We start from the raw sequence: 12,733 nt of genomic DNA, 5'->3' as shown, positions 1-12,733 counted from the left end.
CGGGCGCACGAATCGCCCACTGTGAGGAATCGTAACGGTCGCTCGCAGGCATCACAATGTTTGCTGCGCGTGAGGAGCGCGTCAGGGCGCCGGAAACAGCGCCGAGCTCCGGCCGGTTGCCCAATAGGCGATCAGACCGACCCACTCATTGGTTGCCCGGTCAAGGCGCGCCAGATTGTGGCCCACCGTGAAGCCCGGTCGCAGCCGCAATTGCCGTTCGACCTGATACGCCACCGGATAGGCTTCGACCGGAAAGCCCGCGGCCCGAAAGGCCCCGACCGCGCGCGGCATATGTTGCGCCGACGTGACCAGCAACCAGCGCTCGCCCGGTTTTGGCTGCGCCATCTGCCTGCTGAACACCGCATTCTCCACGGTGTTGCGCGAGGCCGGCTCCAGTTCGACACGGGCGCGCGCCAGACCGAAATCGTCGAGCAAGGGACCGATATAGTCGGCCTCGCGCGGCTTGTTGCCAAGCAGACTGCCGTCGCCGCCGGAATAGATGATGCGCGCGCCGGGAAAGGCGCGGGCCAGATGCGCCAGGGCCAGCACGCGTCCGGCATCGCCATTGACGGCGGTCAGACCCGTTTGCTGCGACAGCAGCGGCGAGACGGCGCCGCCGAGCACGACAATGCCGGTCGGCGCACCGCGCGCCGGACCGCCGCTCTGCTCCCACAGCGGAAAGCGGCGTTCGAGCACATGAGTCATGTAGGCGCCCAGCGGCAGCAATCCGGCAATGAACAGTAGGATGACGCTGGCAACCACCAGCCGGATACCAGCGCGCCGCCAGCGCATCAGCATCAGTGCAAGACCCACAACCCCGATCAGCAGGATCAGGTTCGACGGCTGCAACAGCACCGTGACGGTTTTTGACATAATGAAGAACATGACGGCCGGCGAGCGCCCTTTCCGGCCGTCACCGTATCACACCGGCCGGGCACCGCGTCTTGGCGCACATCGTCGCGGAAGTCGCTAGCGGGACTTCTTCCAAGCCTCGTAGCGCTTCTTGTTCTCATCATTCGGCGGATAGAGACCGGGCAGCCTCTCGCCCTTCTCAACTTCCTGCACCAGCCAGCTTTCCATCAGCTCATGCTCGGCGCCTTCATGCGCGACGAACTCGACCAGGTCCCGCGGGATCACCACGGCGCCGTCATCGTCGGCGACAATGATGTCGTCGGGGAAGATGGCGCTGCCGCCGCAGCCGATCGGCTCGTTCCAGCCGACGAAGGTCAGCATGTTGACCGAAGCCGGCGCCGCCACGCCCTGGCACCACACCGGCAGGCCAGTGCCGAGCACACCATGCTTGTCGCGCATCACACCATCGGTGATCAGCGCCGCAACCTTGCGCTTGACCATACGCATGCAAAGGATGTCGCCGAAGATGCCGGCGCCGGTCACGCCCATGGCGTCGGCGACGCAGATGCAGCCTTCCGGCATGGCCTCGATGGCCGACCGCGTCGAGATCGGATTGAGCCAACTCGCCGGCGTGGCGAGATCTTCGCGCACCGGCACGAAGCGCAAGGTGAAAGCCGGACCGACGATGCGCTTGCCGGTGAAACCGAACGGCATGGCGCCTTTCATCCAGGCATGCCGGATGCCCTTTTTCAGCAGCATCGTGGTCACGGTGCCGGTCGTGACGGTGCGCAGGAGGTCGAGGGTCGCCGCGCTGATCGTCGCGGTGGACGGCGACGTCATGGTCATAGGCTGGCTTGCGGGCTTGGTCATGGATGTCTCGCTGAGGTTTATACGGGGGCCAGTCCAAGGCGAGCGTCACGGCGGCGAAGATAGGCCACCAGCGGAATGGCAAACAGCACCATCCAGCTCTTGCCGACCACCTGCCCGATCAGGAAGTCAAGCGAGCCGAAGGCCAGCCACAGGAAGACGATGGAGTCGATCACCAGACCGATCATGCTGGAGGCGACCACAGCGGCCACCAGACGGCGTCGCGCCAGCGGTGTGTAGACGGCGAAATCGGCCAGCTCGGATATCAGGAAAGCGGCGGCCGAGGCCGTCACCAGCGCCGGCGGCGCGATGGCCGCGGAGATGCCCGCGCCCGCCACGATCGCGGCGATACCGAACTCGACGCCAAGGCGGCGCTGCACCAGATCGCGCAGCACCAGCGCCGCGCCGATCATCAGCACGCCGGACGGCGCCATCAGATGCGGCGCCACCGGGATCAGACATGGGCTGCCCGGCGGGCACACCGTGCCGACATTGCCGATCATCCAGTTGGCGGCCGGAATGGTGAGACAGAACAGCACGAGAAAGATCGCGCCTTCGACAGACTTGCGTGTTTCGATGGTCATCGCTGGAAAGCTTCAGTTCGGGTGGCTGACGAGAAATTTGGCGTAGCCCTGCCGGCGCAGGTCGCAGGCCGGGCAAGTGCCGCAGCCATAACCCCATGGATGGCGGTGCGAGCGGTCGCCCAAGTAGCAGGTGTGACTATGTTCGACAACAAGGTCGAGGAAGGCCTGCCCGGCGATATCGCGCGCCATCTCAAAGGTTCCGGCCTTGTCCACCCACATCAGGGGCGTGTGGATGGTCAGTTTCCGGTCGAGCCCGAGGCTGAGCGCGACCTGCATGGCCTTGATGGTGTCGTCGCGGCAGTCCGGATAGCCCGAATAATCCGTCTCGCACATGCCGGCCACGATGTGGCGGGCGCCGCGCCGGTAGGCCAGCGCGCCGGCGAAAGTGAAGAAGATGAGATTGCGCGCCGGAACGAAGGTGTTGGGCAGGCCGCTGTCGGCAACGGCAATCGCGGTTTCGCGGGTCAGCGCCGTGTCGGATATCGCCGCCAGCGCATCGAGCGACACCATGTGGTCGTCACCGAGCCGGGCCTTCCATTCGGGTTTGAGCCCGGCGATCAGGTCGCGCAACCGCGGCCGCACCTCAAGCTCGACCGCGTGGCGCTGGCCGTAATTGAAGCCGACCGTCTCGACGCGCGCGAAGCGCTCAAGCGCCCAGCCGAGGCATGTCGTGGAATCCTGTCCGCCCGAGAAAAGGACGAGCGCAGCGTCATTGGCGATGGTCATGGCGTTGTTCATAGCGCCAGCCGAGGCCGACGTCCGCCCTAAACTTTCGTTCAATCCCACTCCGGCGACCACGCCAGATTGACGATCCGTTTCTGCGCCGCCGACAGTGCGGCGATCTCCGCCATTTCCGCCGGCGACAGAGCGAAGTCGAAAATCGCGACATTTTCTTCCAAACGCTCGCGCTTGCTGGTGCGCGGAATGACGACGATGTCCTGCTGCACCAGCCAGCGCAGCGACACCTGCGCCGCTGACTTGCCATGGGCCCGGCCGATACGCTCAAGCACCTCGTTGCCGGAGGCCGACCCGCGCGCAATCGGACTATAGGCGACGACGGCCATGCCGTGCGCCTTGGTGGCCGCTACGACCTTGGTCTGGTCGAGGAAGGGGTGATATTCGATCTGATTGCAGACCAACGGCTCGTCGGTTGCCTTCACCGCTTCGTCCAGCAGTTTGACGGTGAAGTTGGAAACGCCGAGCTGCTTGACATAACCGACCTGTTTCATCTTCGCCATCGCGCCGAGCGTTTCGGCAAGCGGTATGCGTTCGTTCGGCCAATGGATGATCAGAAGGTCGATTTCATCGATGCGTAGCTTGCGCAGGCTCTCTTTCACCGAACGCTCGACGTCCTGCGGCGCCATGTTGGTATGTGCGACCTTGGTGGTCACCATCACGTCCGACCGCCGGCCGGAGTTGCGCACCCCCTCACCGACCTCGGCCTCGTTGGCATACATCTGCGCCGTATCGATATGGCGGTAGCCGAGATGAATGGCCTGTTCGACCAGGCGCGCGCAATCGCGGCCACGCAACTCCCAGGTGCCCAGTCCGATGATCGGGATCATGAAGCCTTTGGCTTCGACGGTCTGCATGACGACCTCCTCGACGTGTGCCCCTGTTGCGGGCGGCCCGGTCGGGCCGCGAGCATGCCGTTCCGGCAAGGGCCTGCCAACCGCCAAAGACTACAAGGCCGCTCCACAGTCCTCATTGCCGAGATTTAATGCTGCGCCGGCCCGCCGACATTCCCCGTCCTGTCAGGCATTTGGCCGCTTTGTCTTGGTTAGAATATTTCCAAACAAAATTAAGCACTTGCGCCCTAAGCAAATCCTGGTTTTGTGGGTGCGACAATTTGTACAGCCGGGGAAACCATGCGCCACCTCTTCGCCTTTACCGCCCTCGCCGCCCTGCTGGTTGCCGCTCCGCTCACCGCGAAGGCCGCCGACGAGTTCACGCTGACCATCAAGGACCACAAGTTCTCGCCCGCCGAACTCAAGGTGCCGGCAAACAAGCGCGTCACCATCACGGTCATCAACAGCGACCCCACCCCCGAGGAGTTCGAAAGCGAAAGCCTCAAGGTGGAGAAGATCATCGCCGGCAATGCCAAGGCCACGGTTCGCATCGGCCCGCTCAAGCCTGGCCGCTACGGCTTCTTCGGGGAGTTTCACGAAGACACCGCCAAGGGCGTCGTGATCGCCGAATAATCAGACACGAAACAGGCCTCTCATGCTCGGCGCTCTCGTCATCGTCTTTCGCGAAGTTCTCGAAGCCGGTCTCATCATCGGCATCGTCATGGCGGCGACGCGCGGCGTCGAAGGCCGCGGCCGCTGGGTGGCGATCGGGGTCGGCGCCGGCATTCTCGGCGCGGCGATCGTTGCCGCTTTCGCCGGCGTCATTGCGGAGGCTTTCGAAGGCATTGGCCAGGAGCTGTTCAACGCCGGCGTGCTCGGCGCCGCCGTCGTCATGCTGATGTGGCACAACGCCTGGATGGCGCGGCACGGCCGCGAGATCGCGATGGAGATGAAGCAGATCGGCAGCGCCGTCAGCGAAGGCGCAAGGCCCCTTACCGCGCTCGCGGTCGTCGTCGGGCTTGCCGTGCTGCGCGAGGGCTCGGAAGTCGTGCTGTTCCTCTACGGCATCTTTGCGCAGGGCACGTCGGGTCTGTCGCTGCTTACCGGCGGCCTGCTCGGCATTCTTGCCGGCGCGGCCTTTACCGGCCTGACTTATGCCGGCCTGCTCGCCATTCCGCAGCGTTACATCTTCGCGGTGACGAGCTGGCTGATCGCCCTGCTCGCCGCCGGCATGGCCGCGCAATCGGCGCAGTTCCTGTACGCCGCCGGCGTCATCAATCATCTCGGCGAGACGGTGTGGGATACCTCGTGGCTGCTCACCGAAAAGAGTCTGTTCGGGCAGCTGATGCATACGCTGGTCGGCTATGTGGCGCAGCCGACGGCGTTGCAGGTCGTGGCTTACGTGGCCGCGCTGGCCGCGATGTTCGTGCTGATGCGCATCGCGCGCTACCGGCCGCAGGCGCGGCCGGTCGAAGCCTAGCGCCGGCCGCCGAGCGCGGCGAAGGCGGCGTCGGGCGAACGATCGATCACCTTGAGCAAGGCTCGCGCCGGCCCGCGCGGATTGCGCTTGCCCTGCTCCCAGTTGCGCACGGTTTCGATCGGCACTTCGATCTTCTCGGCAAAGGCAGCCTGGGTCAGGCCGCAGCGGGCGCGCACCTGGCGGACGAAGGCCGCCGGATCGCGATGCTCGACCGCAACTTCGCTGCCGTCCGGGGCGATTTCAACGAGGCGCCCATCCGCCTTCAAGCGTACCCGCATCATGGCTTAGCGGCTCCCATGGTTGGCTCGTCCAATGGGCTAGCCGATTCGGCCAACGCAATAGTTAATGCCGCCGGCGGCGGCCACCCCCGTTACTGGGGTTTTTTGACCGCCATCAGCAGGTTCGACTCGCCCGTGCGCCAGCGATAGCCGAGGCCGAAGTCGATCTTGGCGGCCTTGCCGAACACCTCGCGGGCGATCTTCGACTGCCGGCCTTCGGGAAAGATCTCCAACGGCTCGTGATATTTGCCAAAGGGATACAGGTCCCAGACTTTCTGGTCGAAATAGCGCAGCGGGATTCCGCTGTCGTCCTGGACGATGGTTTTCGTCTGCGACAACACGAAAGAGCGTATCTGCGAGAAGTTGTCCTTATGCATCAGATAGGACGCGCTCTTGTGGAAGGCGTCGGCGGGACCGAGCTTGCCGGCAAACTTCAAGAAACCGCCGCGCTGGACGCCGCCATTGGCCAAGTCTGTGGTGAAGTAGTAGAACGTGCGCAGGCGGCCATCCAATCCGGCGAAAGTGATTTTAACACCACGCGCCGAGGTCTTGCCTTTCTTGTCGTCGGGCTTCACCTCACCATTGTCATCGATCATGACCAGACTGGCGTCTCGGACTTCCATGCCAGAACGCGCAAGGAAGATGTAGATGATCGGAATGGTGCCCTGAAGGTTCGAGCCGCCGAGATCCTCCCGCATGTCCTTGGTGATGAAAAAACTCACCGCCAGCAGCGTCCGCATCGAGCTTTCCAGACGACCAAGGCCGGCCACCTCGCCGCGCCGCTGCATCCTCATCAGGTCGGGAATGTCGCCGGCCGGCTCGAGACCGACCAGCAGATAGGTCGATGCATCGGGGAAGAAGGCGTTGGCGAACAGGAAGTCCGGCCCGCCGAACATATAGAGCAGCGTCGGTTGCGGCGACTTGACGTTGTCGCGCGACCAGACGCGGATTTTCGACAAGGTGTTCTTCTCGACCGTGGCAAAGGCCGTATCCATCGCCTTGGCATGACTGCGCCAGTGGCCGCTCTTGGTCAGCGCCTCCAGCGGCGAACCCGCCGACGGCGGCATACCGGCGAGGAAGCGTGCGGTGTCGGCCTGGGTGACGTCGTCGCTGCGGGCGGGCGTGACGATGACGCCGAGCAAGCCGGAGACAAGCGCGGCAACAAGAGCAATACGATTCATTTAATGACCGTGGCCTTATCGGCGGCCGGCACGGCCGCGTGGTGTTGCACAATGAAATAGATGACGAGTCCCACCAGCATCAACGCCACGCCGGCAAGCGCCTGGGCCGGGCGGCTCACCAGCAGGTAGTACAGCATGAAGCCGGTGACGGCGAGGAAGATGAGCGGCGTGACCGGATAGCCCCAGCAGCGATAAGGCCGCGGATGATCGGGCTTGGTAAAGCGCAGCACGATCACGCCCGCGACCGCGCAGAACGAACACAAGGTCAGGCTGAACTGGGTGAAGTCCAGCACCGCCTCGAAGCTTTGCGTCAGCAGCAAGAGGCTTGCCACCACGAGCTGGAAACCGATGGCGAAGGACGGCACGCCAAAGCGCGAGCGCCAGGCGAACAGGCGCAGCAGCGGGAAATCCTCGCCCATCACCATGGTGACGCGCGGCCCGATCCACATCATGGCACTGATCGACGACACGAGCCCGATGCAGATCAGAGCGCCGACCAGAGTGCCGCCGAACGCCCCGAAGACATGCTCGCCGATGATCGTCGCCACCTGAATCTGGCCGGCGAATTTCTCGACCGGCGTGGTGTAAAGAAACACCGCGTTGAGCGCAACATAGAGCACCAGCACCACCGATACGCCGAAGAACAGAGCGAGCGGCAAGGTGCGGCTCGGGTCGCGGATTTCGCCGATGATGTAGGTCGATGCGTTCCAGCCCGAATAGGCGTACATGACGAAAGCAAGATTGATGGCGAAGGCCGCCGTAAAGATGCGGCCGAGATCGCCGGCGGCCGGCGCAAATGAAATCGGCTGCGGCTGGCCATAAGCGATCCCGGCGACGATGAAGACCACGATCAGCACGAGCTTAATCACGGTGGCGGCGTTATGAAACGCGGCGCCGGTGCGCAGGCCCGCCAGATGAAAGGCCGTGGCAATCCAGATGACGCCGAGACCAAGCGTGAGCGGTGAAATGCCGGGCAGCAGAGGTTTAGCGTATTCGCCGAAAGCCATGGCCGCGAGCGCCACGGGCGCGGCAAAGCCGACGGTCGCCGACAGCCAGCCAGCAATAAAACCGAATGCGGCATGGTAGGTGCGGTGCAGGAAATTGTATTCGCCGCTCGAGCGGGGAAACATCCCGGACAATTCGGCGTAACAGGCTGCGCCGCACATCGCGACCACGCCGCCCACAACCCAGAGCAGGATCAGGGAAAAGCCGGAGCTGAGCGTCTGGACCTGGAAGCCGAGGCTGGTGAAAACACCGACACCCACCATGTCGGCGATGACGATTGCCGTCGCCGCGAACAGCGTGATTCCCGCCGGCGCGGCCGATCCCCCTTGTGACTCCACCGAGAAACGCCCCCGCGCCCGCTCAAGCCGTTAATTATTTGTTGATCATATTGATATGACCTGACGGACGGCAACACCCAAGATGGGACATGCGGCCGTCCTTGCCCGTGCCGCAATGTCGGCCAAGACTCGTTGCGTGGCGAAACGCCGGCGCTGTCCCGAACGGACACAGCGGCGGGCCTGCGCGGCAGGCGATACCGGAGACCATCCCGCCTTGCGTCAGCCTCGCGCAGGTTCCGACATCCGCAGGAAACGCCGGCGCTGGATGCCGCTGGTGCTGACGGCCGGCGTGCTCACCTGCGGCAGCGCCTCGTCACAGACAGCCAACGATGTATTCGCCGCGCGCTGGCCGGCCAATGATGTCACGGGCACTATCGGTGTCCGAACCGTTCCCCTGCCCACACCGCGCCCGCAGCCGCGCACGGAGCGCCAGGCCGCGCTCACACCGCCGGCACTAAGCCCGCCACGGCCAGAGCCACGCACCGCGCTGGTTAAATTCGCGTCGGCGCCGTTCCCGTACAATGGCACCGTGCCGACGACTGGCGAGCCATTCCTCAACGTCACAGAGAATGGCCGCAAGGGCCACCGCACCTCCCGCGGCGGCGTGCTGTGGGAAAGCACCACCTTCGGCGACAACCGCGTGCTTCTCCACATTCCGCGCGGCTTCGATGTCACCCGACCTGCCGTGATGGTGGTGTTCTTCCATGGCCATGGCGCCGAGCTGACGCGTGACGTGCTCAACCGCCAGAACGTGCCCGAGCAGATTACGGCCTCCGGCATGAACGCCGTGCTGGTGGCGCCGCAATTCGCGGTCGATGCTGCCGACTCCAGCGCTGGGCGCTTTTGGGAGCCCGGCGGCTTCACCCGTTTCGTCAAGGAAGCAGGCGCCAAGCTCGCTGCCCTCGACAACAGACCGGCCGCCGCAGCACGTTTCGGCAATCTGCCGGTGATCATCGTTGCCTATAGCGGCGGCTATGTGCCGGCAGCCTACGCCATTCGCCAGGGAGGACTGGGCAAGAAGCTCAAGGGCCTTGTTCTGATGGACGGACTCTATGGCGAGATGGACGACTTCATCCACTTCATCAGGAACTGGAAGTCGTCGTTCTTCATCTCGTCCTACACAGCATCGACACGCCGGCAGAACATGTCGCTGGCACAAATGCTGAAAGCGCAGCACATCCCCTACGACACCGAAATCCGCAAGAACCTGTGGCGGCGCGGCGGGGTCGCGCTGATCGAAACCGAGAACACGGTGCGCCACCGTGACTTTGTCACCGAAGCCTGGACCGGCAACCCGATCGCCGATATTCTCGACAAGCTGGATTGAGCACGCGGCCTACCGCGTCTTCTCGAAGATCTCGCGCCCGATCAACATGCGGCGGATTTCCGAAGTGCCCGCGCCGATCTCGTAGAGCTTGGCGTCGCGCAGCAAGCGTCCCGTCGAGAAGTCATTGATGTAGCCGTTGCCGCCCAGGCACTGGATCGCTTCGAGCGCCATCCACGTGGCTTTTTCGGCGGCATACAGGATGGCGCCGGCGGCGTCCTCGCGGGTGGTGCGGCCGTCGTCGCAGGCTTTCGCTACGGCATAGACATAAGCCTTGGCCGCATTCATCGACACATACATGTCAGCGAGCTTGGCTTGGATGAGCTGGAAACGGCCGATGGCCTGGCCGAACTGATGGCGGTCGTGAACGTAGGGGATCACGACATCCATGCAAGCCTGCATGATACCGAGCGGACCTGCCGCCAGCACAACGCGCTCATAGTCGAGACCCGACATCAGGACGTTGACGCCATTGCCTTCGACACCGAGCACATTCTCTTCCGGTACTTCGCAATCGGTGAACACCAGTTCCGACGTGTCGGAGCCGCGCATGCCGAGTTTGTCGAGCTTCTGCGCCGGCGCAAAACCTTTAAAGTCCTTCTCGACGATAAAGGCCGTGATACCGCGCGCGCCCGCGGTGCGATCGGTCTTGGCGTAGATCACCAGCGTATCGGCTACCGGGCCGTTGGTAATCCACATCTTCGAACCATTGAGCACGTAGCGGTCGCCGACCTTGTCGGCCCGTGTTTTCATCGACACGACATCGGAGCCGGCCCCCGGTTCCGACATCGCCAGCGCGCCGACATGTTCGCCGGACACCAACTTCGGCAGATACTTCTTCTTTTGCGCCTCGTTGCCGTTACGGTTGATCTGATTGACGCAAAGATTGGAATGCGCGCCGTAGGACAGGCCGACGGCGGCGGATGCGCGCGAGACCTCTTCCATGGCGACGCAATGCGCCAGATAGCCGAGATCGGAGCCGCCGTACTCCTCGCTGACTGTGATGCCATGCAGACCGAGCGCGCCCATTTCGGGCCAAAGATCGCGCGGAAACACATTGCTGCGGTCGATGTCATCGGCCCGCGGCGCGATCCGGTCGCGCGCGAAATCGGCAACCGACTGGCGCAGCATGTCGGCATCTTCGCCGAGCCCGAAATCGAAGCCCGACCAGGCATTGGGAATCATGGCACTGTCTCCGGCACGTTGGAGCGGCAACTGTAGTCACAATCGACGTTTCAGCGAAACGGTGATTACGCCGGAGTTTTATCGTGTCGCATATCCCGGCCGCAAACCGGTATCCGCTTCGTCCTGGAACGCGCCAACGGAAGAAAGTTAGGCGGTCAGCGCCTCACCCTCGTTTCCGCCCGACGCTGGCAGTGCCTTGCCGCCATTCTGCTTCTGCTGCGCCAGCAGCCGGTCGATCGTTGCGGCCGGCGCCGGGCGGGCGAATAGGAAGCCCTGCATCTCGTCGCAGCCGGCGAGACGCAGCAGCACACGCTGCTGTTCCGTCTCAACGCCCTCCACCAGGATCGACAGACCGAGCGCACGGCCGAGCGCGACGATAGCCTGGATGATGACGCCGCCATTGGCGGAAGTGCCGAGTGCGGTGACGAAGCTGCGATCGATCTTGAGCTTGTCGAGCGGGAAGCGCTGCAGATAGCTCAGGTTCGAATAGCCCGAACCGAAGTCATCGAGCGCAACGCGCACGCCGAGCGCATGCAGGTCCTCGATACGACGCACCATCTCTTCCGGATTGTCGATCAGCACGCCTTCGGTAATTTCCAGCATCAGCCGCGACGGCGGCACGCCGCTCTCGGCCAGCGCCGCCCGCACGGTATCGACGATCGACCCGTCGCGCACTTGCAGCGGCGACAGATTAACGGCGACGTAGAGATCCGGCCAGCGCTTGGCTTCCTGCAATGCGCGGCGGAGCACGAAGGCGCCGATCACATCCATCAGCCCCATCTGCTCGGCAATTGGAATGAACACAGCGGGGCCGATCGGTCCGCGCTGGGGATGTGTCCAGCGTAGCAAGGCTTCGACGCCAATGATGCGGCCGCCATGAGCGGCGATAATCGGCTGGTAATGCAGCTCGAGTTCGTGCGCGCTGACGGCGCGCGGCAGTTCGCGCTGAATGAACTTCTGGTCGGTCGAGATCGTGTCCAGCGGAGTCTCGAACGCGACCCATGCGCCCGGCCCCTTCTTGACCGCGGCGCGCAGCGCCAATTCAGCGCGGCGGGTCAGTTCGCCACGGGTTGCCGCATGATGCGGCGCCTGGGCAAAACCGGCATGGGCGCTGACGCGCACCACGGTTTCGAACCAATGCGGTCGCGCAAAATTCTCGATCACCGATGCGATGATCTTGCCGATATCGGTGGCGTCCGGCGCGGTCAGCAGCATGGCGAATTCGTCGCTGCCAATGCGCGCACACACCGCTCCGTCGGGGGTCGCTTCGCGAATGCGGTCGGCCAGCGCGATGATCAGTTCGTCGCTGCCGAGCACGCCGAAATTGGCGGTGATATCCGCTATGCCATCGATTTCGAACACGGCAAAGGTCGTGGTCTCGCCAGGCATGCGCTCCGCCAGAGCCAGATCGAGGAGCTCCAGCATCTTGGCGTGATTGGGGAGCCCGGTGATCTTGTCGACGTCGGCGGCACGGCGCGCCAGCGCCTCGCTTTCGCTAAGCTCGCGGCTTGCACGCCGCAGGTGCCATACGGAAAATCCGGCGAAGCCGGCCAACGCCATCGCCAGCGCCGCAACGAAAGGCATGACGGCCTTCGCCGTAGCGGCCATCGGCGATGTTCTTTGCCAGGTGAAAAAGCCGGTAATGCGGCCTTCCGTATCGAGGACGGGCTGAATTTCTCGGCCATCATCCGCGGGAGCCACTTCGAACTGCAGATTCTTCAAGCGGGCGCTTTGCTCGACCATACGAACGAACCGCGGATCGATTTCGCGCTCATGCCCGAACAGTGCGCGGAATTCGGCAACGGCATTGCGCAAGGCGGTGCGCTGCTCCATCGCCAAGGTTTCGTCCTGATGCCGTGCGACCTGATATCCGACGCCAGTGCTCACCATGGTGGCAAGAAGGACCACCAACGCCAGCAGCACAATCATACGTGACGACGACAGGCTGGCCCGCGCCGGCGCACGGTCGGCTGTTTGTGCCGCGGTGGCCGGACGCAAATCGCCGGTTTCCACGCCGAAGTCCGGCAGACCTGTGTCAACTTTACGCAACACGCAGCACTCCCCCGCGCAA

The 12,733-nt window shown here is 63.9% G+C and carries 13 protein-coding genes; 3 read left to right on the top strand and 10 right to left on the bottom strand.

Translation table 11 applies throughout. From position 1 onward, the window contains the following. Positions 1-81: 81 nt before the first annotated feature. The 5 genes from DXH78_RS13440 to DXH78_RS13420 form a co-directional block, all read right to left on the bottom strand. Positions 82-873 (bottom strand): YdcF family protein, encoded by a 792-nt coding sequence (locus DXH78_RS13440; RefSeq protein ID WP_245416813.1) that lies wholly within the window; start codon positions 871-873, stop codon positions 82-84. A 96-nt stretch (positions 874-969) separates the two neighbouring features. Next, positions 970-1,692, bottom strand: a complete 723-nt coding sequence (locus DXH78_RS13435) for a ribonuclease activity regulator RraA (RefSeq protein ID WP_210209584.1) — start codon at positions 1,690-1,692, stop codon at positions 970-972. Between the two features lie 47 nt (positions 1,693-1,739). Beyond that, on the bottom strand, positions 1,740-2,303 hold the full coding sequence (locus tag DXH78_RS13430) for a VUT family protein (protein ID WP_115517506.1): 564 nt from the start codon (positions 2,301-2,303) through the stop codon (positions 1,740-1,742). Between the two features lie 12 nt (positions 2,304-2,315). Continuing rightward, positions 2,316-3,029, bottom strand: coding sequence for a 7-cyano-7-deazaguanine synthase QueC (gene queC, locus DXH78_RS13425; protein WP_115517892.1), 714 nt, complete (start codon positions 3,027-3,029; stop codon positions 2,316-2,318). Positions 3,030-3,079: 50 nt separating this feature from the next. Continuing rightward, complete coding sequence (locus tag DXH78_RS13420) at positions 3,080-3,895, bottom strand: aldo/keto reductase (protein WP_115517505.1); 816 nt, start codon at positions 3,893-3,895, stop codon at positions 3,080-3,082. Between the two features lie 276 nt (positions 3,896-4,171). Between DXH78_RS13420 and DXH78_RS13415 the strand changes: the two genes are divergently transcribed. Both DXH78_RS13415 and DXH78_RS13410 read left to right on the top strand, forming a co-directional pair. Then, positions 4,172-4,504 (top strand): cupredoxin domain-containing protein, encoded by a 333-nt coding sequence (locus tag DXH78_RS13415; RefSeq protein ID WP_115517504.1) that lies wholly within the window; start codon positions 4,172-4,174, stop codon positions 4,502-4,504. A gap of 22 nt (positions 4,505-4,526) precedes the next feature. Continuing rightward, positions 4,527-5,351 (top strand): FTR1 family iron permease, encoded by an 825-nt coding sequence (locus DXH78_RS13410; RefSeq protein ID WP_115517503.1) that lies wholly within the window; start codon positions 4,527-4,529, stop codon positions 5,349-5,351. Here DXH78_RS13410 and DXH78_RS13405 read toward each other — a convergent pair. The 3 genes from DXH78_RS13405 to DXH78_RS13395 all read right to left on the bottom strand — a co-directional run bounded on the left by DXH78_RS13405 (position 5,348) and on the right by DXH78_RS13395 (position 8,153). Continuing rightward, the gene (locus tag DXH78_RS13405) at positions 5,348-5,632 is read right to left on the bottom strand and encodes a helix-turn-helix domain-containing protein (protein WP_115517502.1); all 285 of its coding nucleotides are present in this window, start codon (positions 5,630-5,632) and stop codon (positions 5,348-5,350) included. The genes DXH78_RS13410 and DXH78_RS13405 overlap by 4 nt on opposite strands. An 89-nt stretch (positions 5,633-5,721) precedes the next feature. Further along, positions 5,722-6,810: a hypothetical protein gene (locus DXH78_RS13400; protein WP_115517501.1), complete on the bottom strand. Its 1,089-nt coding sequence runs from the start codon at positions 6,808-6,810 to the stop codon at positions 5,722-5,724. Continuing rightward, entirely contained in the window at positions 6,807-8,153 is a 1,347-nt protein-coding gene (locus DXH78_RS13395) for an APC family permease (protein ID WP_283805624.1), read from the bottom strand. Before DXH78_RS13395 ends, DXH78_RS13400 begins: the two co-directional genes overlap by 4 nt. Positions 8,154-8,367: 214 nt before the next feature. Here DXH78_RS13395 and DXH78_RS13390 point away from each other — a divergent pair, with 214 nt between their 5' ends. Then, positions 8,368-9,480 carry an alpha/beta hydrolase family protein gene (locus DXH78_RS13390; RefSeq protein WP_147292639.1) on the top strand — a complete coding sequence of 371 codons (1,113 nt, stop codon included), beginning with the start codon at positions 8,368-8,370 and terminating at the stop codon, positions 9,478-9,480. A gap of 9 nt (positions 9,481-9,489) precedes the next feature. On the opposite strand, the gene DXH78_RS13385 is transcribed toward DXH78_RS13390, so the two are convergent. Both DXH78_RS13385 and DXH78_RS13380 read right to left on the bottom strand, forming a co-directional pair. Next, positions 9,490-10,662, bottom strand: coding sequence for an isovaleryl-CoA dehydrogenase (locus DXH78_RS13385; RefSeq protein WP_115517499.1), 1,173 nt, complete (start codon positions 10,660-10,662; stop codon positions 9,490-9,492). Positions 10,663-10,809: 147 nt separating this feature from the next. Then, the gene (locus DXH78_RS13380; protein WP_115517498.1) at positions 10,810-12,714 is read right to left on the bottom strand and encodes a putative bifunctional diguanylate cyclase/phosphodiesterase; all 1,905 of its coding nucleotides are present in this window, start codon (positions 12,712-12,714) and stop codon (positions 10,810-10,812) included. Positions 12,715-12,733 lie beyond the last annotated feature (19 nt).

The sequence above is a fragment of the Undibacter mobilis genome, from assembly GCF_003367195.1.
GTDB lineage: Bacteria > Pseudomonadota > Alphaproteobacteria > Rhizobiales > Xanthobacteraceae > Pseudolabrys > Pseudolabrys mobilis.
Note: the sequence above shows the minus strand (reverse complement) of the source record. Positions and strands in the feature narration are given on the sequence as shown.

Excerpts from the sequence above, each read along its gene's own strand:
- DXH78_RS13440 (WP_245416813.1), bottom strand. The coding sequence starts at position 873 with ATGTCAAAAACCGTCACGGTGCTGTTGCAGCCGTCGAACCTGATCCTG.
- queC (WP_115517892.1), bottom strand. The coding sequence starts at position 3,029 with ATGACCATCGCCAATGACGCTGCGCTCGTCCTTTTCTCGGGCGGACAG.
- DXH78_RS13410 (WP_115517503.1), top strand. The coding sequence starts at position 4,527 with ATGCTCGGCGCTCTCGTCATCGTCTTTCGCGAAGTTCTCGAAGCCGGT.
- DXH78_RS13420 (WP_115517505.1), bottom strand. The coding sequence starts at position 3,895 with ATGCAGACCGTCGAAGCCAAAGGCTTCATGATCCCGATCATCGGACTG.
- DXH78_RS13400 (WP_115517501.1), bottom strand. The coding sequence starts at position 6,810 with ATGAATCGTATTGCTCTTGTTGCCGCGCTTGTCTCCGGCTTGCTCGGC.
- DXH78_RS13405 (WP_115517502.1), bottom strand. The coding sequence starts at position 5,632 with ATGATGCGGGTACGCTTGAAGGCGGATGGGCGCCTCGTTGAAATCGCC.
- DXH78_RS13435 (WP_210209584.1), bottom strand. The coding sequence starts at position 1,692 with ATGACGTCGCCGTCCACCGCGACGATCAGCGCGGCGACCCTCGACCTC.
- DXH78_RS13385 (WP_115517499.1), bottom strand. The coding sequence starts at position 10,662 with ATGATTCCCAATGCCTGGTCGGGCTTCGATTTCGGGCTCGGCGAAGAT.
- DXH78_RS13415 (WP_115517504.1), top strand. The coding sequence starts at position 4,172 with ATGCGCCACCTCTTCGCCTTTACCGCCCTCGCCGCCCTGCTGGTTGCC.
- DXH78_RS13430 (WP_115517506.1), bottom strand. The coding sequence starts at position 2,303 with ATGACCATCGAAACACGCAAGTCTGTCGAAGGCGCGATCTTTCTCGTG.